At 50.7% G+C, this 21,080-nt stretch carries 30 protein-coding genes and 2 tRNA genes; 26 read left to right on the forward strand and 6 right to left on the reverse strand.

The window, feature by feature from the left end; translation table 11 throughout:
• Window positions 1-146: 146 nt before the first annotated feature.
• Together VK694_00680 and VK694_00685 are read right to left on the reverse strand one after the other, a co-directional pair.
• A complete protein-coding gene (locus VK694_00680; GenBank protein ID HTE57237.1) occupies window positions 147-722 on the reverse strand; it encodes a hypothetical protein in 576 nt (191 codons plus the stop codon).
• Window positions 723-769: 47 nt separating this feature from the next.
• Window positions 770-1,246 carry a hypothetical protein gene (locus VK694_00685; GenBank protein ID HTE57238.1) on the reverse strand — a complete coding sequence of 159 codons (477 nt, stop codon included), beginning with the start codon at window positions 1,244-1,246 and terminating at the stop codon, window positions 770-772.
• 88 nt (window positions 1,247-1,334) lie between these two features.
• Between VK694_00685 and tsaE the strand changes: the two genes are divergently transcribed.
• Together tsaE and tsaB are read left to right on the forward strand one after the other, a co-directional pair.
• Window positions 1,335-1,790 carry a tRNA (adenosine(37)-N6)-threonylcarbamoyltransferase complex ATPase subunit type 1 TsaE gene (gene tsaE, locus VK694_00690; GenBank protein ID HTE57239.1) on the forward strand — a complete coding sequence of 152 codons (456 nt, stop codon included), beginning with the start codon at window positions 1,335-1,337 and terminating at the stop codon, window positions 1,788-1,790.
• Window positions 1,791-1,908: 118 nt separating this feature from the next.
• Window positions 1,909-2,298 carry a tRNA (adenosine(37)-N6)-threonylcarbamoyltransferase complex dimerization subunit type 1 TsaB gene (gene tsaB / locus VK694_00695; GenBank protein ID HTE57240.1) on the forward strand — a complete coding sequence of 130 codons (390 nt, stop codon included), beginning with the start codon at window positions 1,909-1,911 and terminating at the stop codon, window positions 2,296-2,298.
• On the opposite strand, the gene VK694_00700 is transcribed toward tsaB, so the two are convergent.
• The 3 genes from VK694_00700 to VK694_00710 form a co-directional block, all read right to left on the reverse strand.
• Window positions 2,299-2,523, reverse strand: coding sequence for a hypothetical protein (locus VK694_00700; protein HTE57241.1), 225 nt, complete (start codon window positions 2,521-2,523; stop codon window positions 2,299-2,301).
• 105 nt (window positions 2,524-2,628) lie between these two features.
• Window positions 2,629-2,907: a hypothetical protein gene (locus tag VK694_00705; GenBank protein HTE57242.1), complete on the reverse strand. Its 279-nt coding sequence runs from the start codon at window positions 2,905-2,907 to the stop codon at window positions 2,629-2,631.
• A 49-nt stretch (window positions 2,908-2,956) separates the two neighbouring features.
• Complete coding sequence (locus VK694_00710) at window positions 2,957-3,715, reverse strand: endonuclease/exonuclease/phosphatase family protein (GenBank protein ID HTE57243.1); 759 nt, start codon at window positions 3,713-3,715, stop codon at window positions 2,957-2,959.
• Window positions 3,716-3,775: 60 nt separating this feature from the next.
• On the opposite strand from VK694_00710, the gene VK694_00715 reads away from it, so the two are divergent.
• From VK694_00715 to VK694_00785, 15 genes are all read left to right on the forward strand, one after another.
• Window positions 3,776-4,492 (forward strand): ElyC/SanA/YdcF family protein, encoded by a 717-nt coding sequence (locus VK694_00715; GenBank protein HTE57244.1) that lies wholly within the window; start codon window positions 3,776-3,778, stop codon window positions 4,490-4,492.
• A gap of 174 nt (window positions 4,493-4,666) precedes the next feature.
• Window positions 4,667-6,181 (forward strand): ribonuclease Y, encoded by a 1,515-nt coding sequence (gene rny, locus VK694_00720; protein HTE57245.1) that lies wholly within the window; start codon window positions 4,667-4,669, stop codon window positions 6,179-6,181.
• A gap of 39 nt (window positions 6,182-6,220) precedes the next feature.
• Window positions 6,221-6,382 carry a hypothetical protein gene (locus tag VK694_00725; GenBank protein HTE57246.1) on the forward strand — a complete coding sequence of 54 codons (162 nt, stop codon included), beginning with the start codon at window positions 6,221-6,223 and terminating at the stop codon, window positions 6,380-6,382.
• A complete protein-coding gene (locus VK694_00730; GenBank protein ID HTE57247.1) occupies window positions 6,379-6,657 on the forward strand; it encodes a hypothetical protein in 279 nt (92 codons plus the stop codon). Before VK694_00725 ends, VK694_00730 begins: the two co-directional genes overlap by 4 nt.
• Before the next feature lie 3 nt (window positions 6,658-6,660).
• Window positions 6,661-7,386 carry a hypothetical protein gene (locus VK694_00735; GenBank protein ID HTE57248.1) on the forward strand — a complete coding sequence of 242 codons (726 nt, stop codon included), beginning with the start codon at window positions 6,661-6,663 and terminating at the stop codon, window positions 7,384-7,386.
• Window positions 7,387-7,390: 4 nt separating this feature from the next.
• Window positions 7,391-7,990 carry a class IV adenylate cyclase gene (locus VK694_00740; GenBank protein HTE57249.1) on the forward strand — a complete coding sequence of 200 codons (600 nt, stop codon included), beginning with the start codon at window positions 7,391-7,393 and terminating at the stop codon, window positions 7,988-7,990.
• Window positions 7,991-8,014: 24 nt separating this feature from the next.
• Window positions 8,015-8,686: an MBL fold metallo-hydrolase gene (locus VK694_00745; GenBank protein ID HTE57250.1), complete on the forward strand. Its 672-nt coding sequence runs from the start codon at window positions 8,015-8,017 to the stop codon at window positions 8,684-8,686.
• Window positions 8,687-8,688: 2 nt separating this feature from the next.
• Window positions 8,689-9,351 carry a GDSL-type esterase/lipase family protein gene (locus tag VK694_00750; GenBank protein HTE57251.1) on the forward strand — a complete coding sequence of 221 codons (663 nt, stop codon included), beginning with the start codon at window positions 8,689-8,691 and terminating at the stop codon, window positions 9,349-9,351.
• Complete coding sequence (locus tag VK694_00755) at window positions 9,348-10,145, forward strand: TIGR00282 family metallophosphoesterase (protein HTE57252.1); 798 nt, start codon at window positions 9,348-9,350, stop codon at window positions 10,143-10,145. Before VK694_00750 ends, VK694_00755 begins: the two co-directional genes overlap by 4 nt.
• A gap of 109 nt (window positions 10,146-10,254) precedes the next feature.
• Complete coding sequence (locus tag VK694_00760; protein ID HTE57253.1) at window positions 10,255-10,626, forward strand: STAS/SEC14 domain-containing protein; 372 nt, start codon at window positions 10,255-10,257, stop codon at window positions 10,624-10,626.
• A gap of 60 nt (window positions 10,627-10,686) precedes the next feature.
• Window positions 10,687-11,094 (forward strand): hypothetical protein, encoded by a 408-nt coding sequence (locus tag VK694_00765; protein HTE57254.1) that lies wholly within the window; start codon window positions 10,687-10,689, stop codon window positions 11,092-11,094.
• Window positions 11,095-11,192: 98 nt separating this feature from the next.
• A tRNA-Pro gene (locus VK694_00770) sits at window positions 11,193-11,269 on the forward strand.
• Between the two features lie 247 nt (window positions 11,270-11,516).
• The gene (locus tag VK694_00775) at window positions 11,517-11,864 is read left to right on the forward strand and encodes a hypothetical protein (protein ID HTE57255.1); all 348 of its coding nucleotides are present in this window, start codon (window positions 11,517-11,519) and stop codon (window positions 11,862-11,864) included.
• A gap of 261 nt (window positions 11,865-12,125) precedes the next feature.
• Complete coding sequence (locus tag VK694_00780) at window positions 12,126-13,307, forward strand: tyrosine/phenylalanine carboxypeptidase domain-containing protein (protein ID HTE57256.1); 1,182 nt, start codon at window positions 12,126-12,128, stop codon at window positions 13,305-13,307.
• Between the two features lie 95 nt (window positions 13,308-13,402).
• Window positions 13,403-13,891, forward strand: a complete 489-nt coding sequence (locus tag VK694_00785; protein HTE57257.1) for a plastocyanin/azurin family copper-binding protein — start codon at window positions 13,403-13,405, stop codon at window positions 13,889-13,891.
• Between the two features lie 3 nt (window positions 13,892-13,894).
• Here the strand turns inward: VK694_00785 and VK694_00790 are convergent, their stop codons facing one another.
• Window positions 13,895-14,200, reverse strand: coding sequence for a hypothetical protein (locus VK694_00790; GenBank protein ID HTE57258.1), 306 nt, complete (start codon window positions 14,198-14,200; stop codon window positions 13,895-13,897).
• Between the two features lie 115 nt (window positions 14,201-14,315).
• On the opposite strand from VK694_00790, the gene VK694_00795 reads away from it, so the two are divergent.
• From VK694_00795 to VK694_00835, 9 genes are all read left to right on the forward strand, one after another.
• The gene (locus VK694_00795) at window positions 14,316-14,504 is read left to right on the forward strand and encodes a hypothetical protein (GenBank protein HTE57259.1); all 189 of its coding nucleotides are present in this window, start codon (window positions 14,316-14,318) and stop codon (window positions 14,502-14,504) included.
• Window positions 14,505-14,613: 109 nt separating this feature from the next.
• A complete protein-coding gene (tatA, locus tag VK694_00800) occupies window positions 14,614-14,808 on the forward strand; it encodes a twin-arginine translocase TatA/TatE family subunit (GenBank protein ID HTE57260.1) in 195 nt (64 codons plus the stop codon).
• Window positions 14,809-14,828: 20 nt separating this feature from the next.
• Window positions 14,829-15,857, forward strand: coding sequence for a twin-arginine translocase subunit TatC (tatC, locus tag VK694_00805; protein HTE57261.1), 1,029 nt, complete (start codon window positions 14,829-14,831; stop codon window positions 15,855-15,857).
• A gap of 44 nt (window positions 15,858-15,901) precedes the next feature.
• Window positions 15,902-15,977 (forward strand) — tRNA-Pro (locus tag VK694_00810).
• 10 nt (window positions 15,978-15,987) lie between these two features.
• Window positions 15,988-16,857: a GNAT family N-acetyltransferase gene (locus VK694_00815; protein ID HTE57262.1), complete on the forward strand. Its 870-nt coding sequence runs from the start codon at window positions 15,988-15,990 to the stop codon at window positions 16,855-16,857.
• Window positions 16,858-16,913: 56 nt separating this feature from the next.
• Complete coding sequence (locus VK694_00820; GenBank protein HTE57263.1) at window positions 16,914-17,288, forward strand: hypothetical protein; 375 nt, start codon at window positions 16,914-16,916, stop codon at window positions 17,286-17,288.
• Window positions 17,285-19,702 (forward strand): ATP-dependent Clp protease ATP-binding subunit, encoded by a 2,418-nt coding sequence (locus VK694_00825; protein ID HTE57264.1) that lies wholly within the window; start codon window positions 17,285-17,287, stop codon window positions 19,700-19,702. The genes VK694_00820 and VK694_00825 overlap by 4 nt, the downstream gene beginning before the upstream one ends.
• Window positions 19,703-19,709: 7 nt before the next feature.
• Entirely contained in the window at window positions 19,710-20,360 is a 651-nt protein-coding gene (locus VK694_00830; GenBank protein HTE57265.1) for a hypothetical protein, read from the forward strand.
• Window positions 20,361-20,471: 111 nt separating this feature from the next.
• Window positions 20,472-21,017: a VIT1/CCC1 transporter family protein gene (locus VK694_00835; GenBank protein HTE57266.1), complete on the forward strand. Its 546-nt coding sequence runs from the start codon at window positions 20,472-20,474 to the stop codon at window positions 21,015-21,017.
• The last annotated feature ends 63 nt before the right edge of the window (window positions 21,018-21,080 follow it).

Below are 21,080 nucleotides of genomic sequence, written 5' to 3' on the forward strand. Positions count from 1 at the left end.
AGCCAACAAAACAACAGACCACAGCTACCCATTCCAAGAAACAAACCTCCTGGCTCCGCCAGGCTTATGAACAACTGCAGCAGGCCTACGGCCTGCTGCTTTGGGGTGATGACGGATGAGGGGGAAGTGAGGGTGGTTCAGAATCCCTAGAGGGCACGTCCTGTGAGTGTAATCAAGGACTGAGTGAGCTTTTTAAGTGGCAGCAGATCATCAGAATTGTGGCCCTCCTGGGTCTGCCGTACCCAGAGTGGCTTTTCGCCCTGGCTGCTCACCCAAAATAGACTGCTAATATGATTTATTTCAGTGGCTATACCCGGATCAAGCGGCAGGGCATAGACCGACACCGGAGGCTTGTCATCGGGGGGTTTGATACCGGCTCCTTCTAATATTTTCTTTATGACATCAGGGTCTGTAAGTGACATGAGACGATGCTCGTCCTCTGTAAATATACTTGCAACGAGTTGTTTATCAGGAATAGAGCCCCCATATGGGTCTAGCTCAACCACGTGCAGGGTGCCCTTGCCGGCAAACACCTCAAGCTTCACGACGTTGCCCGCCACAAAAACGGTCGGTTCTGTGTGGTCGGCAATCTCTAGAAATCGGCGATCACCATCGTTCATTTCGGGATTATAAACTTCATGCACCGCATGGCCGGGTGCTTGGGTCGTACTGGCAAAAAATTCTTGTTTCTCTAAAAAAGAAAAAGGGGTTTCGGGTGACATAAGATTTTATTAAAACATAAATTAACCTGAGCGCAAAATATTACAAGCTAGACTGCTATGCTTGCGGGTATGGGCCCCTTATGCCCCTTCAGGATTTCCTGGATGATAATTTTCTTAGGGGTGATCTCGACAATCTGAGTACGGTCTATGCTAAGCTGCCCGCCGCTAATACTCTTTAACAAGGTCTGGTTGACGTAGAGCTTTTGAATATAAAACGTGGTGGTTTCCAGCGCGTAGTCGGTTACCTTGCCAATCTTTTCTTTACTGACCGTCTCTACCGACCTGCCCAGCAGCTGAAAGTTTAGCTGCAGCACATCAGTCAAACGCACCAGCTCTTCTGGTTCGCTCAGTACTTCTATGTCGTCTATCACAAAGCCTTGTGGTAGCAGATCCCGAATATCCTGGGTGAGCAAAATGGGCTGCTTTTTTTCGAAGTCACAATAGAATCCCTCGATCTTCAGGTTGTTTGGGTTGATGATGTGCCCCACGGTGCGCGCTACTTCTCCACCGGTGCGCAAAGACATAACAGGAACGGATTGGAATGATGAGCCCAACTGCAACATATAGCTCCAGTATACTCCACGCATTTCGACAGATGGTACTATATACGCTATGACTCTCAGTGTTGTCTCAGCCAGTCCAGAACAAACGATGACCATTGCCGAAACTATAGGCCGCCAGCTAAGGGGTGGTGAGGTTATCGAGCTAGTGAGTGATCTTGGTGGCGGCAAGACTACCCTTACGCATGGTTTGGCAAAGGGCATCGACAGTCCGGACCGCGTGGCCAGCCCAACCTTTACTGTTAGCAAGCTCTACGTGGGCAAAAAACTAGAGATGTATCATTTTGATTTTTATCGCTTGGCCGAGCCGGGGCTGATGGAGCACGAGCTTCAGGATGTCCTGGGCGACCCCAGCATAGTTATTGTGGTGGAGTGGGGCAGCGTGATGGCACATGTCTTGCCGGACGAACGGCTGACCATTCACCTAAAAAGCATCGGCGATACCGAGCGCAACCTAGAAATAACCTACCCAGAGAAACTAAAATACCTGGTGGAGAAACTGGCATGATACTAACCCTACGCACTGATAAACCCCCTATGAGACACCCACAGGTGGGTTTCTCATCGCGCCGGGATCGAAATAAATTCGATCGCGGGCTGCTCTTCCCGGCTGGGGGTAGTGTAGCGTGTTAGTTTTAATCCTACGCACTGATAAACCCGTGTCCGAGATTGGGCTTTACGATGGCGACAAACAAATTGCTTACCATACATGGCAGGCCCATCGCCGACTAGCCGAGACCATTCACGACACCATAAAAGAAACGTTGGATGGACAGGGCAAGACGCTGGCTGATATTTCTGGACTCATTATCTACAAAGGCCCGGGCAGTTTTACGGGGCTTAGGATTGGTACCAGTGTAGCTAACGCCCTGGCCTATAGCCAGGACGTGCCAATTGTGGCTACTGCCGAAGAAGACTGGATTCAGGAGGGACTGAAGCTGCTGCGGACAGATCCCCAAAAACACGTGGTCCCCGAATACGGTTCTGCGGCTATCACCACAAACCCCAAAAAGTAGCTACGCTAGCTGGGCTTTGGCTCGGCGGACAAACTCGGCCACTTGATCGTCCAGGTCGGCGCGGGAAGTTTCGAATGTGTATATGTATGGAAGTTCTTGTACTCCGGGGGCGGCGTGCAGCTCTTTGCGCTGGTACAGATCCAGGGCGTGGTTTATATCTCTGAATAAAAAGCCCGGACCGCGTGCCTTTATATTTTTGACAGTCACGTCTTCTGGGGCTTGCACGCGAATCCACAGCTCTGTTATGCCTAGTTCTTGGTCGACTTGGCCAAGTAGTTCACGAGAAATAGGTGCCGCAAAGTCGCCGTCGTGAGCAATATTGTAGCCCTCTTATTTCAGGCGGATACAGGCTTCTTGGGTGATATACATGGCGTCATCAAAAGGTAAGCCTTTGGTGCGGAGCAGACCACGCACTTCGTCGGCCGATACCCGGATGGCGGGCAATTGGGCGCAGATCTTTTTCAGCACCGTGGTTTTTCCGGTTTCTATTAGTCCAACAGGGCAGATACAAAATTGGGGTTTTGATTTTGCAGCCTCTAACTTGTCTAGCTGGTCGTAAAATTCCATGGCTAGTTCTTTGACCTGATCTGGTGGCATTTGTGCGGGCATAGGGTAGTCTCCTGGTGTTAGTCAAAATCAGAATAACACCGATAGTTTTTTAGGCAAATCCAAGGGTCGCCGTAATGGGTGCGTGGTCAGAGAGGCCAAAGGGCAGAATGGCGTACCCTTGCTCTTCTACGTCCTCAGAAATAAAAATACGGTCAAACTTTCCTTTTATAACTCTGCTCATATGGGTTGGCATGGAAACGTGGGCACCACATTCCGTAAAGCCCTCTGCCTCCATAAGGGTGTGCAAGCTTCGTGCGACGAGCGGGTAGTTAAAGTCTCCGGCAAGTATGACGGGCAGTGTATCGCCTTGGGCGGTGACTCCTTGCAGTATCTCTTGCAGCTGCTTTCGTCTGGCGCGGCTGGGTGCCAACAAGGCAGAGAGATGTATGTTTGCCACCACAATCAGCTTGCCGGTAGCCAAAACCTTAAAATGTGCCACCTGAAAGATGCGGCCGCCATTTCGTTCCTGCCAGGGTAGCGGCAATGCGAAACGCTCTAGGCTTATGAGCTCGAGCTGCCGAGGATTGTAATAAATGGCCATGCCGGCATTCTTCCAGGCAGACGTTGTGGCGGTCTTTTTGCTCTGACGATGTATGAGCGGAAGCCGGTGTACATAGGCATGCGAGCCGGCAAGCCTGAGGCCCTGCACGCTTTTTTTGAGGTCGCTTGGGTAACACTCTTGGAGGCAGATAATGTCAAGCTGTTGTCCGTCAACTATTTCGGCAACCTCATGGTAGGCCTTGTGCCACCAGAGGTTGTATGAGGCTATGCGAATTCTGGAGCGTGGCTCTTTGCGAGAGTTAGACATTAGGAATAACTATAACAAAATCAACTTTACAACCGCTTGCACTGGTGTATAAAAAAGGGCATGGAAGACTATTCAGACTATGTAGTTGTTTTTGGCCGTGGGTTGACCCAGTTTGACGGAGAATGGCAGATGTCTATCGGTACGCAGCGGCGCGTAGAGGCTGCCCTGGAATACACAGAACAGTACGCGGTAGATGGCATATTTTTGCTAGGTGGTTATTCCAAGTGGGCACCCGTGCCGCCTCCGGGCGTAACTGAAGCCGGACTTATGTTGGCGGATATCCAGGACGAGCTAGACTACGGGGTGCCTGTCCTGACAGACGAGGGCATGACATCCCGGGATACTTTTGACAACGCCGTTAACCTGGCAGCGTTGGTACGGGCCCATGATATGAATCTTACGGAAAACGACAGGCTGTTGTTCGCGTCGGGTAGCAACCACTTTCCGCGTATCAGTCAGCTGAGTGGCTTGGCTATCGGCCTGTCAGAAATGGACATTGCCTGCGCCTTCGACCGTATCCCGGTGGCCGAAGACTCTCGCCTGGGTGCCTTTAAGGAGGCGGTAGGTCGTCTGCTGCTAAAGCCGCTATTGCTCGATATCGAGCCAGGCGACATAACCGAACTGCGAAAAGCCCAGGACATCATGGACGATTGGCTGAATCATAAAATAGACATGCGGACCATACGCCAGATCGTGCGAGCTATGGGCATGTACACTTTTCTTGCGTACGGTACGCATAGGTCCGGGGGATACTTTAGTTCTCAGTATGAACATTGACCACTTTTTATAGGGTGTCGTATAATTTACTGTAGGATTTTCTGTTTTGTTGGGAGAAGTCCGATATATCAATTTTTGTGTACCTAGTGCAGCGTACTGGCTAAGAGTTTCGGCTCCTGAAGTGAAAGTGATTGCCAAAAAAGCGCCGTGCTAGACCGATAGAAAGGTAAAAATATGGAAATAGTCGCCGTTATTCTGGCCTTTGCTGGTATTGGTGCTGGTTTTGGCGCAAGCCAAGTTATGACCAAGAGAAAACTCGGTAGCGCCCAAGACGCCGCCGAAAAAGAGATGAAAAGAGCCAAAAAAGAGGCCGAAAAGGCACTCGAACAAGCCCGCGAAGAGGCTGCCCAAGTGTCCGAGCAGGCCCGCAAAGACGAGACTACTCGTCGTAAAGAGATAAAAGAAATAGAGCAACGCCTCATCGACCGCGAAGAAACGCTAGACAAAAAACTAGACAATCTGGACAAGCGGACCGAGCAATTACGCAAGAGCGAAAACGAAGTAGAAGAGCTGAAGAACGAAATCCGCACCATTCGCGCTCGTCAGCAGGAAAAGCTCGAAAAAGTTGCCAAGCTGACCAAGGGCGAAGCTGCTGACAAGCTTATGCAGATGACCGAGCGTGACATCCGCAACGATCTGACCGGCCTAATCAACAAACTTCAAAATGAAGCCAGAGATTTGGGCGAGGAAAAGGCCGGAGCGATCATCGTAGAGGCTATGGAGCGTATGGCCAGCGAAGTAACCGCTGAGCGCACCGTGACAGCCGTCAAGCTAGAGGACGAAGAAATGAAGGGCCGCATCATCGGCAAAGAAGGCCGCAACATTCAGGCTCTGCAGCGTGCCACTGGCGTAGATATCATGGTAGACGACACGCCTGGCATGATCATCCTCAGCAGCTTTGACCCCGTTCGCCGCGAGGTTGCTCGCCAGACTCTAGAAATGCTTATGAAAGATGGTCGTATTCACCCGGGCCGTATCGAAGAGATTGTTGAAAAAGCCCAAAAGAATGTCCAAAAAGATGTCATGCGTGCTGGTGAAGACGCTGCCCGCGAAGTTGGTGTCATTGGCATCCCGCGCGAAGTCTTACAGCTGTTGGGCGAACTCAAGTTCCGTACCAGCTACGGCCAGAACGTCCTAAAGCATAGCACCGAGATGGCTCACATTGCCGGTATTATCGCCGAAGAAGTTGGCGCTAACGTAAAGACCGCCAAATACGCTGCCTTGGTCCATGACCTCGGTAAGGCCCTGACCCACAAGGTAGAAGGCAAGCATCACCACATCAGTGGCGAAATGCTGCGCAAGTACGGTGCCCCAGAAGAAGTCGCCCTGGCTGCCGAGCAGCATCATGACGATGTCGAAGCCACTACTACCGAAGCTTTGATTGTCCGCGTCGTAGATGCTATCAGCGCATCTCGTCCTGGTGCCCGCAATATTTCTGCAGAGAACTTTGCCGAGCGCATGAAAGAGCTAGAAAACGTCGCCAACAGCTTTAGTGGCATCGACAAATCTTACGCCATCAGCGCTGGCCGCGAAGTCCGAGTGTTTGTAAGGCCTGGGTCTATAGACGACCTTAGCGCCATCAAGTTAGCCCGTGACATTGCTACCAAGATAGAAAGCACCATGCAGTACCCAGGTACTATCAAGGTCAACGTCATCCGCGAGACCCGTGCTATAGAATTCGCCAAATAGTGAGCACTCCTTGGACTGGATAGCTGTTAAAATAGTGGTATGGCTACATCGGAAGAGAAAGTATATCAACAGGCTGAACGACGTCTCCAGCGTATGTTAGACCGTAAGATTGCGGCAATGAAAGAAGAGAACGTTCGCTTAGAGCGTATAGAAAAAAACATCAAGCACTTGGCCAAAGAATTGGGGGTGGAGTTAAAATGAAGTCCAATGAAAAAAGTGATTCCCTGTCCCGACAAGAATTTCACGATTTTTCGGTAAGGCTTTTTCGGTACTTGGATGAACGCTTTGATCGCGTAGATAAGAGATTCGAGGAGCTTGAGGGCAAATTCAGTAACCTGCAGACCACGGTTGATTCTTATGCAAAGCAAGTCGAGGTCTATCATCAGGAATCTATTGCCAGAGATGCTCACGTGGACAGGCTGCAGCGTTGGATTGAACAAGTAGCACAAAAGACGGGTATAAAACTAGAGTATTAGCATATGATGATATTTCTTTTAACAAAAATTCGGCTGACGGTTTACTTTTGGCTGTTCTTCGGGCTGTATGTTCTGGCATCTTTTTACCTGCCTACACAAAAGTTTGATAGTACGGCCCTGACCCTGTTCTCGGTCAACTCGTTCCTGTATGGCTTTTACATATCACCTATTTTGGGTGCCCAAAAAAGCCGCATAGAAGAACTGCACAAGATTGTTCGCGGCGAAACCAATGCGTTGTTCAACATGGTGCTCAAGCTCAAGAAGCTGCCAGACGACCTGCGCAACAATCTGCAGCAGATGTTCAGTGACTATATCCATGCCGAGATAAAGGCCAGCAAGCCGGGCGGGGGCGAAAAAGAATACGAAGCGCTCATTGGCTATTGCCTGTCCTACAAGGGCAAAGAACAAGAGTCCATAGACAAAACCCTGGACCTACTCATAGCCAACCAGCAGAACCGAACCAACCTGAGCATGCAGCTGTCCAACAAAGTCTTTAGCAACGAATGGATGATTATGTTCATTCTGTTTTCTATCACCCTCGGCTTTATCATGATGCTGGACCTGGGCGAGTCGATTGTTCTGAAGCTGGTGCGGGCCTTGCTGTGTACCGGCTTGACTATGCTGATTGTTATCCTGGTAAAACTTAGCACCCTGACCCACAAAAAGGCTCGCCAAATCTGGGTGCCCATGAAAAAACTGGTGGACACCAACTTCTATCGTATAGACTAGAGGAATGCAAACAGAAATCGAGGTCAAGTTCCTGGGCATAGACCATGACGCTGTGCGGACTCGGCTGAAGAAAATTGGTGCCAAATGTGCCCATCCTATGCGCCAGCTTCAGCGAGTCAATATGGACTTTCCGGATAACCGGCTAGAGGAGAGGGGCGGCTGGGTTCGTATTCGCACCAACGGCCCCAAAACGGCGCTGGCCTACAAGCAGCTCGAGGATTGGACGCTTCATGGCGTCAAAGAAGTCGAGGTAGAGGTCTCGGACTTTGCCGACACACAGAAGTTGCTGGAGGGAATTGGTTTGGTCGTAAGGTCGTATCAAGAAACCAAGCGAGAGACCTGGCGCCACAAAGGTGCCGAGATTGTGTTGGACGAGTGGCCTTGGGTGCGGTCCTTTATGGAAATAGAAGGAATATCCGAAGAGAATGTACGTCAAGTTGCTAGCGAGCTTGGGCTAGACTGGAAGGATGCTGTATTTGGTAGCGTCGAGCCGGTGTATATCGCCGAGTTCGATATCACCGAAAAAGAATTCTACACCCTAGACCATATGACCTTTAAGTCACCAATTCCAGATTGGCTCAAGGCCCGAACCAGAGCACTATAATACATAAATAAAGAGGAGGATTTCATGAAACTGACCAAATTTGTACACTCTTGCTTGTTGGCCGAAGGCGATGGCATGACGGTCCTTTTTGACCCCGGAGAGTTTAGCTGGAACTCGGGGCTGTTTGACGTAGACAAGCTAGAAAAACTAGATGCAGTGGTTATTACTCACGAGCATCCTGATCATTTTCATGAACCGTTTGTGCAGGCCCTGATAAACAAGTTTCCAGAAATACCTTTCATTGCACCACCTCCCGTAGTTACCAAACTGAAAGTCCTAGGTGCACCGAATGCCACGAGCAAGTCGGTTGATAAACTGGTTGTATTCTCGACCAAACGTCACGCCGAGATCGAACCTTTGGCGCCAACACCTGAGAATATCGCCGTTCATTTTGCAGACAAGCTCACCGTGGGCGGAGACCGCCATGACCTGGAAGAAACCAAAGATATCCTGGCCCTACCCATCACTGCTCCGTGGGGCAGCGCCAAAGAAGCTGCGGACATGGTCATACGGCTCAGGCCAAAGTACGTGGTGCCGGTTCATGATTGGCACTGGAATGATACGGCTCGCCAAGGTGAATATGGGCGCTCCGGAGGAGTTTATCAGCAACACAGCATCACCCTCCTGAAGCCGGTCGACGGCCAAGCCTTTGAGGTTAAAGATTCTGAAGACAACGATCGGCAAGGATTACAATAGATATGAAGAACATAGTAATTATTGGTGCCAGCATAACGCATGGTGTCGGGGGATCTCAGGGTTGGGCGGATATGGTCAAACGAGCTGTCCATCAAAAGCTATACGCCCCCGAGGGTCCCGGTGAGATTTGCGAAGTATACGAGCTAGGCATTCCGGGACAAACCGCAAAAGATATCCTGGAGCGTTTTGAGGCAGAGGTGCGTCTTCGGATTGGCGGACGACAGGCCAATGAGAACTGTATTGTCCTATCGGTTGGCGCAAACGATGCCAAGGCCATCGGTGAGCCTGAAAATTACACCACTACGTCCGGAGAGTATGCCGAGCATATACAGGCGCTCCTGGGGCTAGCAAAAAAATATGCTACCACTGTATTTGGTTTGGGATTGACGCCAGTGGACAAAGTCAAAACTAACCCAAAACATAATCCACTGAACGGCAGTAAGTCCTATTTTGATAACGATCGCTTGAGTCAATTCGAGACAGTCTTTCAAGAAGAGTGCCAGAAACAAGCTGTAGAGTTTATTCCTCTGCACGCGCATGTACCAAAAGACTGGGCACAAAAGTTTATTATTGCAGATGGCCTTCACCCCAACCAAGCTGGACATGAATGGATATTCGAGCAGCTATGGCCGCATATTGCTCCTTTTACTGAGGCTGAGTCATGAATATCTTGTACGTTGGCGACATCATGGGTGACGTGGGCATGCAGGTGGTCAAAGAGGTATTGCCAGGGATCAAAAAAGAACACGCCGTAGATCTGGTAATAGCTCAGGCAGAGAACGTGACCGAAGGCAAAGGCTTGTCCAAGGAAGACTTCAGACGGTTGCGGGATATGGGCATAGACTTTTGCACCGGTGGTAACTGGTCTGGCCACCGTCCCGAGATAGAAGACTACCTGGGTGACCCCCAGCAGCCAGTTATTCGCCCTGCTAATTATCCAGAAGGTACACCCGGTCGGGGCTGGAAATATGTCCACACCAAAGACGGAGCGGTGCTGGTGATCAGCCTGCTTGGTCAGATTGTTGGGCGCGACGCTGACAAGCCTACCGACAATCCCCTCAAAGTTGTCGACGCTATTCTAGAAGAAAATAAAGACGTGGACCGGCTAGCAACTATTGTTAATTTCCATGGCGACTTCAGCAGCGAGAAGAGAGTCATTGGCTACTACCTAGATGGTCGGGTAACGGCCGTCGTGGGCGACCACTGGCATGTGCCGACGGCCGATGCCATGATCTTGCCCGAAGGCACGGCTCACATGACAGACGTTGGTATGTGCGGCAGCCTGCACTCCTCGTTGGGTATAAAGGCAGATCTCATTATTTCGCGTTGGCGTGACGGCCAGGTTAGCAAAAATGAGCTGGCGACTGATAGGCCCTATCAGTTCAACGCTCTTCTCATAGAAACAGATACGATGACCGGCTTGGCTCTGTCGGTGAAACACTTACAAAAATACCTATGATAAAATAAGATTTAGTTAATAATCTAAACGAAAAATAAAAGTGCACTTATATATCGGAGTGCACAAAATTTCGCAGCAGGGGATATTTCCTCTGTTACAGTAGGCAACAATGAAAGCTGAAGTCAGTACTAATACAGTCCATCTGCACGACTCAATAGTAGAAGTGGTTATGGGCGAACAGCAGGGTGCGGAAAGTATTCTAGAGCTCAGGCAGCATATAGACACCGCCTCCCAGGGCAAGGCTTTGGATGTGTTGGTTGACGTCAGTCCGGTTACCGGGGGTGACGGCTCTGGTCGACCGGTTGTCTTGGATCAATTTTTCAAAGATCTGCCATTTCGACGAATGGCAGTGTTTGGCGCGCGGACATCTTCGGCCAGCCTGGCTATCAAAGAGATTTTAGAGGAACTGGCTCAGCCAGACCGCCTAAAGCTCTTTCATAGAGAAGAAGACGCCCGGGCCTGGCTACAAACCAAGCTCTAAGCTTTCCGGTGGTGAAAAATCCGCTTGCTTGTACGGCTAGTCTTTGTATGATCAGGGGGTATGAAGCAATCGTCATACTCGGTCCGCAAAGATGGCAACAAGATAGTCGTCAAGACCACTGGTACCCAGCAGGTGGACTCAGTTATGGCGATCCGAGAGAGGATTATAAAGATTGCTAGCAAAAGCCCACAATCACTCGACGTCCTGGTGATTTCCAGGGGCGTGGGAACTCCTAATATGTCGGCTATCCAGGCAGCGCTACAGGGGCTGCTGGAACTGCCGTTCCGACGGCTGGCAGTAGCTGGGGAGACGCCCCATCGTCTAGAGTCAGCCCGATTGGTTTTGCAAGGCGGCAATGACAGGGAGCGGCTCAAGGTTTTTAGAAGCGAAGAAGACGCCCGTGCCTGGCTGGACGAAGGATGGCCCGTAAAACGTAGCCCTAGCAAAAAACCCAAGAACACGCTATAATCACCCTTGTTTTTCCAGCCATGCAGCTGTCCCGTTGACCAGACCAAGCAAACTTGTTTTGTCGGCGGTTCGGCAACCATACCATTACAGGTCGACGGCGGGGTGTGGCGCAGTTGGCTAGCGCGCCGCGTTTGGGACGCGGAGGTCGAAGGTTCGAGTCCTTTCACCCCGACCAAAGAAAAAAGGTCTCTGACAAGAGGCCTTTTTTCTTTGGATGAGATAGTGGGCACGAACCTTCGACCCAAGCTTTTTGCTTGCAAAAAGATTGTAGGTCGAAGTTCGCTCGCAAAGGCCACGCACAGGAACTTGTTCCGAGCATGGCCTGCAGCTGTGCCGAAGGCAGTCCAAACGTGTCACCGAGATGTGCCTCGCCCTTTCACCAAAAGACTATAATAAATACCTACAAACAGGAGACCAGCCGCATGAGAGAGGAAAACAAGTATGGGTGGCAGCCAGATTGGGGAGTCGTAGGCGAAAACATGCACACAGCCCTGCAAGAGGTGGCGGCTGAACTGGGAGGGCCCGAACTGGCCCAGGCGATTGCTGAAGCCGCAGACTCTGACGGTCTGCTGCCACAGGCGAGCGCTCTGAAGTTGCTCGATGACAGACATCCCGGCTCTGCCGACATGGTCATGCACAGGACATCCGAAATAGGCCAAGAAAGGCACGAGCGTGAGATTGCGGCCATCAACAAGCCCAGTATCAGGAAGTTTGGCCGGGCGATTCTGGATGGATTTGGGACTTTCAACTTATTCGGGAATCGCCGCTAGGCAGAAGGTGCCCACCGTTTCTCTTTTTATTGATATTTTTCTGCCACCCCTTATGCTTGAGCCGACAAGCCATGATAGACATATTCAATAAATATGGTATTATATAGATTATGTCAGAAGTTCCTCCCGTTAGAGTTCTTGAAGCCATTAAGCCTATCAATTCAGGGGCCGGTGAAGAGCAATTAATATATCAAGGATTATCTGAAGTTGTTGATAGATACCGGTCAACTAACAGTGAAAGATCGGCCGAGGTATGGAGTAGTGAGTCGGATAGCTTTAGAGGAACTTTCGGCTGCCAAAGAACTTGCCGCAGAGTATTTACTAAGAACAGCAGACAAGGTAGTTAATTCTCACGACTCAAATCGTGATCTGTGGGCAGAACGCTTCACGCAAGCGACTACCGAGCTTTATGGTGAACCAGATAAGGCTGAGGCCCGCAAGCTGCTAGCCATTGATTATAAAGAGCTTCTGAGTATGGTGGGCAATGGCAGTTTCTCTCAGGCTCATGTTAATTTTTTGCTAACTACATTCCGACCAATCATAGGTGAAACGTATGACGATATTAGCTTCGTCGAAACTGGGTTGCAGCAAGAAAAGGAAGCTATTCGTAAATATGGTAAGGCAATAACTGATGTATATAAGCCTATTTTCGCTTTTGTAGCCGAATCGGGGAAGAGCAAATTTAATCCTACGGACTTGCATGAGTTATTCGATGAAGGCTTGGGCTGGCTAAGGGAGTACGATGACCCTGCTTGGGGAGACTGGGAAGTAGTTGACGTTGATGGAACATCTGTATCGGTTAGTGCCGTCGATCGTAAAATAAAGATACCATCAAGAAGAGAGGATGCTACCGCACAAGATGCCCGAGCATTAATAGCCCACGAGTTGTTAGTACATGCCCTGAGGGCTAAAAATGGCTATAAAACAGGTGACGTAAAGTTAGCCACTGGTCTTCCCGGGTATTTAGAAGCGGAAGAGGGGCTCGGGGTTTTAGCCGAGGAAGCTGTAAATGGGGTTTTGGCTGACAAGTTATACGATGGTTATTTAGATATTGCCCTAGCTCTGGGCACTATTGACGGTGTACAGAGGTCTCGCCAGGAAATATTCCAAATAAGCTTCGCTGAACAGCTCTTACTTGAGCAAAAGAACGGTACTTATGATGAAACAGGTTTACCATCCATAGAGCTTAATGTTTGGGGACGAGTCGATCGCATCTTTAGGGGAAGTCGCGGTGACAGTCTAGGTACTAGACAGGCCGTTTTTACAAAAGACATTGCCTATTACGTTGGTTACAAGCAGATGGCAGCTTACATCAGCAAACAACTGTCTTCTGGTCTACCGGCAGCTGAGATATTCCATTACTTGTCACAAGCCAAGATTGACCCCAACAATCATCTGCACGCCAAAAGATTGAAGAATCCTAAAAAATCAAATTCTGGATAATATCGGCTTTTCGCATTCAGTAATCCTTAACTTACATTTCCCTGGCGGGCTGTAGGGCCTTGTCATTTCCGATTTATGACTGTATAAGGGGGGATATGCCAAAGAAGTCGATTTTTATACCTGCCGCCATTCTGACCGTTGGCTTAGCCGGTGCTTTCTTTATATTCCAAAAAGACAAGCCAGAGCAGGTTGCTAGTACCCAAACTTCTCAGCCACCTGCCGCCGGACATGTCCACGCACACTCCACAACAACCGCTCCACTAGAGGATCTGACCGGCCAAACAGAGGTCACTATAGACATTAAAGATTCTGGCTACGTACGCCCTAACGTCAAGATAAAAAAAGGCACCAAGGTGACCTGGATTAACAAAGATACCCTCCAGCACAACGTCATGAAAGAGCATGACCACAGCGACGAGGCTCACGAAGCTCCCCGGCGTGATGAGGTGAAGCCTGATGTCTTTGCGGGCCCGTTGCTAGCCCAAGGCGAAAGCTACAGTTTTACCTTTTCAGTGGTGGGCACATTCCCATACCACTGCGCACCACACCCGTTTATGACTGGTTCCATCACGGTTGTTGAATAGAGGCTATTGCTGAGATGTTGGGGTAGGTGAGCGCCGTGCTTTGCGTCTGACTCGAAACAGCATAAGAGTACCCAGCAAGATAAGGGCGGCTGGGATGACCAGTGACAGCGCTTGTCCGGTATTGACCAGGCCGTCGTCAGTGGTCGCGGTACCACATACAGCCCCATTGTCATATGTGCCGGCCCCGTAGGCGCCACAGTTGTAGTCGGCGGCAAAGGCAGGCGTTACAACTGCCAGCATGAGGGCCAAGGTTACGCCTAAGCCAGCCAAGAATCTTTTGATAGATTGTTTGTGTGTTGCAACTACCATAATCACCCCTAGTATACCAGAACTGCTTATGGTATTTGCAACTACAAGAATGAGCGGTATAATATCAATCGTACACACAACACACAAAAAATAGCCAGCTATAAGGAAAACAAAAATGATCAGAGACCAAATAGACGCCCTGTTCGATAAAGAAATGGATCGCAAAGAGTTCCTGCAGCATGTAGGCGCCGGCGTGCTCATTGTTTTCGGACTTGGTGGCCTGCTCAAAGCCCTGACTACACAGCCCCAGCGCAAGCAGGATATGGGGTATGGTGCCAGTGCCTACGGTGGCCACAAGCGCTAACCAGCCTTCATTTTCAAAACAACAATTTTCTCTACAACTTGAAAAGTATGTGTTGATATTTGTATGTGCGCTTATGCTATAATTCTAGGTGAACCAACAAGGAGAAAACATGTTTGGACTCGGATTGCCAGAATTAATAATTATCTTGGTTATCTTGTTGCTTTTGTTTGGAAGTACCAAGTTGCCTAAACTAGCCAAGAGTCTTGGTGAATCAGCCGGCGAGCTACAAAAGGGTTTCGATGATACCCGTAGCGTCAAAGCGAACGCAGACAAAAAAGCTGCCAAGCAAGACGTGGCCAGCTAAAAAGAAATAGGGGGTGTATAGTGGCAGAAACGCATCTTACGTTTGCTGATCATATACACGAACTTCGCAAACGGTTGATGTGGTCGCTGCTTTTTGTGGCGATTGGCGCGGGGGTGGGCTATGTATTGCACGACACTATTCTGAGTATCCTGCAGCAACCCCTGAACGAAAAACTGTACTACACCACGCCGACTGGTGCTTTTAGTTTTATCATCAAGATCTGTTGTGTGTTTGGGTTTGTGGTGGCGCTGCCGGTTGTGGTCTACCAGGCTTTTGCGTTTTTTGAACCGCTGGTGTCCCTCAAGACCCGCCGGTCTCTTGTGGGGCATGTCCTTTTGTCTGTGCTGCTCGCTGCGACCGGCATTACCTTTGCGTACTTTATTAGCCTGCCGGCAGCCCTGCATTTCTTGGTCAACTTCGGCAGTGACGGCGGCAATATCCAGGCACTTATCACGGCCAACGAGTACTTCAACTTTGTGCTGGCATACATTGCGGGCTTTGCGGTACTTTTTCAGCTGCCGCTCATTATTAGTTTTATAAATCGAGCCAAGCCGCTCAAGCCTTCGCAGCTGATCGGGGGCACACGGTACGTTATTTTGGGCAGCTTTATTATCTCTGCCGTAATCACCCCTACACCAGATCCACTCAACCAAGCCCTTATGGCCGGACCTATCATTATTCTGTACTTTGTCTCGGTACTGGTGGTGGCTGTAACTAACGGTATTCGGCGGCGTAGGTACAGACCGGCCGTGCCTGACATGCCCACAGCCGGCATAGAGGCACTGTTGTCCGATACTGAGCCGGTAGCTGTTCCGGCGGCACCGCTACAGCTGCGGCCAGCACAGGTAGCCAGTGTCACGCCAATAGTCCGGGCGGCTGCACGGCCTATGCGCCGAACAATAGACGGCATGTTGGTGCCGGCTCGTCGGGCGCCGGTCACCGTGGTCCAGCGGCCACAGCCTATTCAGCAGTCGGCACTGCAGTCCAGCCAGCCCACTCGGCCATCGGTACGCGGAGTCATCTCAGACTTCGTCCCTGTAACAGAATAAATTGAACAGAGAAGATCCAGAGTTTATACTTAACCTGTTAACGTCGGAGTGTGGCGCAGTTGGTAGCGCGCAGCGTTCGGGACGCTGAGGTCGGCGGTTCGAGTCCGCCCACTCCGACCATATTTTTGTTATGCAAGAACCGGTAATTATCCCTACCTTACGAGAAGGGGTGGAACTCCGTCAGCTGGCCACCGAGGCTGATGACGCGGCGTATTATGATGCCGTAAGAGCCAGCCAGGAACATTTACATGAGTTCGGTAACGAGACACTTCTGGCTTATCCTGACTTAGATGCTGTTGCACAAGCACGGCTGAACCCGGCAAACCCTGAAAAGTTGCGGATGGGCATATGGGATGGTGACACGTTTGTGGGCAGCGCCAACCTTACTCCGCAGGGCAATGTGGCAGAGATTGGATATTGGCTGGACGCCAGGCATACCGGGCAGGGCTACGCAACCCTGGCCGCCAAGGCGATCACAGCCTATGCGCTGCGATCGTATCCTACGGTTACAGCCGAAACTATGGATGGCAACAATGCCAGTGCCAAGGTTTTGGCCCGGGCGGGCTTTCGCAAAATAGCCGAGGAAGCGGGTCGCTTATTTTTCGAACTTGTCACGACCAAGAAGCTCACAGCGCCAAAGGCACCAGAGCGTGTCGCTGACACAGTAGAGTTTGCCGAACACCCCAATCGCCAAAAAGCACTGCGTGCCAAAGATAAAAAGAATGGAACCGTATTTATAGCATTTTCTGTGGCAAAAAGAGCGTATAGATGCCTCTGCTGCGCGCAAGAAATCGCCATTGGGCAGGGCCATGCGATTGTCAGCCAAGTACAGCAGACGAGTCGCTTCACTCATCACCACGTCGACCTTGACTGCACACACAGTAAGATACTTCCCGAGCTCAGAGGCATACAGACTATCGATGCAGAGAAGGCTTCAAAAACGGCTATGAATGCGCGAAGACGTAAGCACAGATATCGGCAGCGCAAGCGCGCAAGATAAGAAAAGCATATGCTTTATCCTCTCGTCTAAGATGTTATAAGTGTTACAATAAGCCCATGCTTGTTATCGCCCTGTATCGCTGGTGGTATGGTTCTGGCTGGCTCTGGGCCGCTGCTCGATTGCGCCACCGCCTGAGCGGTGTTGGTCGGGAATATTCGGTGAATATTTTGCTGAAAACAATGTTTAGCCCGTGGAAGCAGATTATAAGCTCGTCTGGCGCTCAATCTACCATTGGGCTGAAATTTAATATGATGATAGACAACTTGGTTTCGCGCATGGTGGGCTTTACTGTTCGGAGTTTGACGCTCATGGCCGCTGGCTTTATTTGGCTGACCACGCTGACAATCGGTCTGGTCATACTTATTGCGTGGCCCATTATTCCGCTCTTATTTGGCATTATTCCGTTGTACGCGTTTGGGGTGATTGCATGAATCCAAATGGTCTTGGATTTTCATCTAGCAGTCTGCGCGCCAAAAAAGCTCGCCTGAGCGGATGGTTTGACAACAAAGTGGGCCGGCTGGTTATCGGTGGCAGCTCATTTACCGCGGCACTTTTCGGGGTATTGCTAACCGTCACGGGTAGTCGTTTGGGGTTACTGTGGGCCTTGCCAGGGGTGGTGGGCTGCATGTTGCTGGCGTGGTACGCCGGGGATTTGAGCAAGATGGATCACCCCAAACAGCAGGTGAGTTCTGTGGACGAAATACTGGAAAGACATGTTTTGGCACGTTTGCGATCTAAGAATCCAAGCCCTTACGATATCTGGCGAGCAATTCAAGAGTTGTGGGGCTCGACCTTTATCGTGGCGCGCTACGGTATGGGGCACAAGATTTTTGACGAAGGGCTCAGCCACCACGACACAGAGACGCCATCTATCTGGCAGCGTGCCTACGCACTTGCCCAGGCCTACAAACAGCCTACAGTTGGCCCTGCCGAGCTGACGGTGGCCCTGTTCGAGAGCTTGCCTCACTACCGTGATTACCTACCAGCCTTGCACCTGACCGGCGAAGAAGTGCTAGAAGGTCTGGAATGGCAGCAGCACGTCGAAGCTCTCTTAAACAAGCAAACGCACCAAAACGAATTTGGCGGTGGCGTGGCCCGTGACTGGGCGGCTGGTTACACGCCCATGTTGAATCAGCTGGGCGTAAATGTCAGCGCCTCTATCCAAAGTGGCGGTGGCATGGCACACCGCGATACACCCAGTCGCAACGCGGTGGTGAGCAGTATTATCAACACGCTTGGGCAAGGGCAGCGCCAAAACATTGCACTGGTTGGCGAGACGGGTGTCGGCAAAACAACTGCAGTGTATGGCTGTGCCGAGGCGCTACTGGGCCGGGGTGCACCACCTTCGCTGCGCTATCATCAGATTTTCACCCTCGAAGCTTCTACTATATTGTCTCGGACTGCAGAGCGGGGAGCCCTCGAGCAGTTGATGATTCGTCTGGCCAACGAGGCCAACAAAGCCAAGAACATTATTATCTTTCTGGACGATGCCCAGCTGTTTTTGCATGACGGGCCTGGCAGTGTAGATATCAGCACCACCCTCCTGCCTATTCTGCAGAACAGTGTTGTGCGCTTTATTTTTGCCACCACACCCAGGGAATGGCAGGACCTAAAAGCACGCAACCCAGCCCTTGCGAGCATGCTGAACTATCAGTACATGGGCGAACCGTCAGAGGCTGACTGTTTGCAGATCTTGCAGGACAGTTCGATATTTATAGAGCACAAGTCACAGGCTGTGTTTTCTTATCAGAGCTTGCGCGAGGCACATCGATTGTCAGAGCGCTATGTCCAGGATATTGCTTTGCCCGGTAAGGCGATTCGGCTTATGGAAACAGCTGCCACCCAAAGCCAGGGTGGGCTCATTACCGAGGAATCTGTACAGGGTGCCGTAGAGGGTCAGTATGGCGTGAAGGTTATGAAGGCAGATGCCTCCGAAAAGCAAACCCTGCTGAACCTAGAGGACGAGCTGCACAAGCGTATGATCAACCAAAAACGGGCAGTCGCCGTTGTCGCCAATGCCTTGCGCCGTGCCCGTAGTGGTATCGGCAATCCAAAGCGGCCCATCGGCACGTTTTTGTTCTTGGGCCCTACGGGTGTGGGCAAGACCGAGCTAGCCAAGGCTATAGCCGACACCTACTTCCGCGGCGCCGGCCAAATTATCCGCGTAGACATGAACGAGTATATTCGGCAAGAAGACGTACACCGCCTCTTGTCGCCCAGCAGCCAAACCAGCAGCAGCTTTATGCAGCAGATTCGGCGTCAGCCATTCAGCGTGGTGTTGTTTGACGAGATCGAAAAAGCGCACCCCGACATTATCAATATCTTCCTGCAGCTGCTAGACGAAGGCATCATCAAGGACAGCGACGACCGCCAGGCCAGTTTCAGGGACGCCATTATTATTGCTACTTCTAACGCAGGAGCTGACGAAATCCGGCAGCGTATTGCCGCCGGCCAGACACTAGAAACCTTCGAGAAAGAATTTACCGACAAGCTCATTACGGCTGGCTCATTCAAGCCTGAGTTTTTAAACCGCTTTGACGAGATTGTCCTGTTCCGGCCACTGACCAAAGAAGAGCTCATGCAAGTAGCCGACCTCATGCTGACCGATATCAACAAGACCCTGGCACCGCAGCACATTGCTGTGCTGCTGAGTCCCGAGGCCAAAGCCTGGGTGGTAGAGCGCGGTTATGATCCACGCTTGGGTGCCCGTCCGCTACGGCGTGTCATTCAGCGCACTGTCGAAAACGTGGTGGCCAGAAAGCTTCTAGACGGTACGGCCGCAGCCGGCACCACTGTTCAACTAAGCCTGGCTGACCTGCAGGCAATCGAGGAAGTTAGGCAGTAGTACCTCTATGATAGGCATCATTATTGGGGTTATTGGTATCGCATGGATATTGTTGTTATCCGAATGGCTATGGCGCAAAAAAGTAGTATCTGCCGAATTCTCGCGCAAGTTCGTCCATATTCTGACCGGTACGTTCATCGCCTTTTGGCCATTCATGATGGACTTTTGGGTTATCCAGCTGTTGAGCTTTGGGCTGCTGCTGGTGGTCTTTTTGTCTATGAAGCTCCATATATTCAAGTCTATCCATGGAGTGCCCCGCCAAACATACGGCGAAGTGCTGTTTCCGGTGGGTGTGGCAATCGCTGCTACCTTTGCCCAATCCGAGTGGGTGTACACGGCGGCTATTTTGCATCTCAGCTTGGCCGACGGTTTTGCCGCGCTCATAGGTTCTCGGCATATCAAAAAACACGGCTATAAAATCTTGGGTCAGTACAAAACTATTGTGGGTACCTTTGTGTTCTATATTATTTCGCTCAGTATTATTATTTGTGTGGTCGTCTTTGACTCGGTCCACTATCAGGCGGTGGGCGCCTCGCTGATATTTTGGCTACCCCTTGCTGCCACGCTGGTAGAGAACGTTGCCGTGTACGGCACAGATAACTTGCTAGTGCCGGTGTTGGTTATCGGCGTGCTCAATTCACTGCAGACCGTGGGCTAGAATCTACCTAACCTCTATTCCGCGCCAAAACCGCCCGAAATGAATCAGTCTTGGCATCGGAAGCGAGATCAGAGGTAGACTCTAAACAGGGGTAAAGGGTATACTAGCAGTATGTCTATTATTGGAAAAATCAAACAACACCTCGAAGATTATCTAAGCGAATTCGTCTATGGCGGTATTGACGGTGCCGTTACTACCTTTGCAGTGGTGGCTGGTGCTACTGGCGCGCGGTTCGATACTAAAGTTATCTTAGTATTGGGTGTCGCCAACTTGATTGCCGACGGCTTTTCTATGGGAGTGGGGTCGTATTTGTCCACCAAGTCAGAACAAGAGCTGATGGTAAAAAAAAGCGAATCCATCAAGGACGAACCCTCGCCGATCATCAACGGTGTGACTACCTACGTATCCTTTATCTTGATTGGGTTTGTGCCGCTTGCTGCCTATATAGTCGACGTTGTATTCGACTTGGGCCTGGATAACCTGTTCAGCATCGCGACCGCCCTCACCGCCTTGGCGTTTATCGCTATTGGACTGCTCAAGAGCCGCGTGGCCCAGTCTAATGTGCCGCGGGCTGTCGTAGAGACGCTCGTACTTGGGGCTATTGCAGCCGGCGCTGCCTATGTCTTGGGTGACGTTCTCGAAAGAATTATCACTTAGTATCTAGCTACCGGTGGTACGACTTGTAGTTTATAATGTATAAGCATTAGAAGAATCAAAAGC

The organism is Verrucomicrobiia bacterium (genome assembly GCA_035489575.1).
In the GTDB taxonomy this organism is placed as follows: Bacteria; Patescibacteriota; Saccharimonadia; order Saccharimonadales; family JAGQNK01; genus DATHJY01.

Excerpts from the sequence above, each read along its gene's own strand:
- VK694_00760 (HTE57253.1), top strand. The coding sequence starts at position 10,255 with ATGAAAGCTGAAGTCAGTACTAATACAGTCCATCTGCACGACTCAATA.
- VK694_00820 (HTE57263.1), top strand. The coding sequence starts at position 16,914 with ATGCTTGTTATCGCCCTGTATCGCTGGTGGTATGGTTCTGGCTGGCTC.
- VK694_00725 (HTE57246.1), top strand. The coding sequence starts at position 6,221 with ATGGCTACATCGGAAGAGAAAGTATATCAACAGGCTGAACGACGTCTC.
- VK694_00765 (HTE57254.1), top strand. The coding sequence starts at position 10,687 with ATGAAGCAATCGTCATACTCGGTCCGCAAAGATGGCAACAAGATAGTC.
- VK694_00710 (HTE57243.1), bottom strand. The coding sequence starts at position 3,715 with ATGTCTAACTCTCGCAAAGAGCCACGCTCCAGAATTCGCATAGCCTCA.
- VK694_00685 (HTE57238.1), bottom strand. The coding sequence starts at position 1,246 with ATGTCTTTGCGCACCGGTGGAGAAGTAGCGCGCACCGTGGGGCACATC.
- VK694_00745 (HTE57250.1), top strand. The coding sequence starts at position 8,015 with ATGAAACTGACCAAATTTGTACACTCTTGCTTGTTGGCCGAAGGCGAT.
- tsaE (HTE57239.1), top strand. The coding sequence starts at position 1,335 with ATGACTCTCAGTGTTGTCTCAGCCAGTCCAGAACAAACGATGACCATT.
- VK694_00795 (HTE57259.1), top strand. The coding sequence starts at position 14,316 with ATGATCAGAGACCAAATAGACGCCCTGTTCGATAAAGAAATGGATCGC.
- VK694_00775 (HTE57255.1), top strand. The coding sequence starts at position 11,517 with ATGAGAGAGGAAAACAAGTATGGGTGGCAGCCAGATTGGGGAGTCGTA.
- VK694_00815 (HTE57262.1), top strand. The coding sequence starts at position 15,988 with ATGCAAGAACCGGTAATTATCCCTACCTTACGAGAAGGGGTGGAACTC.
- VK694_00825 (HTE57264.1), top strand. The coding sequence starts at position 17,285 with ATGAATCCAAATGGTCTTGGATTTTCATCTAGCAGTCTGCGCGCCAAA.
- VK694_00835 (HTE57266.1), top strand. The coding sequence starts at position 20,472 with ATGTCTATTATTGGAAAAATCAAACAACACCTCGAAGATTATCTAAGC.
- rny (HTE57245.1), top strand. The coding sequence starts at position 4,667 with ATGGAAATAGTCGCCGTTATTCTGGCCTTTGCTGGTATTGGTGCTGGT.
- VK694_00785 (HTE57257.1), top strand. The coding sequence starts at position 13,403 with ATGCCAAAGAAGTCGATTTTTATACCTGCCGCCATTCTGACCGTTGGC.
- VK694_00740 (HTE57249.1), top strand. The coding sequence starts at position 7,391 with ATGCAAACAGAAATCGAGGTCAAGTTCCTGGGCATAGACCATGACGCT.
- VK694_00730 (HTE57247.1), top strand. The coding sequence starts at position 6,379 with ATGAAGTCCAATGAAAAAAGTGATTCCCTGTCCCGACAAGAATTTCAC.
- VK694_00750 (HTE57251.1), top strand. The coding sequence starts at position 8,689 with ATGAAGAACATAGTAATTATTGGTGCCAGCATAACGCATGGTGTCGGG.
- VK694_00680 (HTE57237.1), bottom strand. The coding sequence starts at position 722 with ATGTCACCCGAAACCCCTTTTTCTTTTTTAGAGAAACAAGAATTTTTT.
- tatA (HTE57260.1), top strand. The coding sequence starts at position 14,614 with ATGTTTGGACTCGGATTGCCAGAATTAATAATTATCTTGGTTATCTTG.
- VK694_00715 (HTE57244.1), top strand. The coding sequence starts at position 3,776 with ATGGAAGACTATTCAGACTATGTAGTTGTTTTTGGCCGTGGGTTGACC.
- VK694_00705 (HTE57242.1), bottom strand. The coding sequence starts at position 2,907 with ATGCCCGCACAAATGCCACCAGATCAGGTCAAAGAACTAGCCATGGAA.
- VK694_00830 (HTE57265.1), top strand. The coding sequence starts at position 19,710 with ATGATAGGCATCATTATTGGGGTTATTGGTATCGCATGGATATTGTTG.
- VK694_00755 (HTE57252.1), top strand. The coding sequence starts at position 9,348 with ATGAATATCTTGTACGTTGGCGACATCATGGGTGACGTGGGCATGCAG.
- VK694_00735 (HTE57248.1), top strand. The coding sequence starts at position 6,661 with ATGATGATATTTCTTTTAACAAAAATTCGGCTGACGGTTTACTTTTGG.
- VK694_00790 (HTE57258.1), bottom strand. The coding sequence starts at position 14,200 with ATGGTAGTTGCAACACACAAACAATCTATCAAAAGATTCTTGGCTGGC.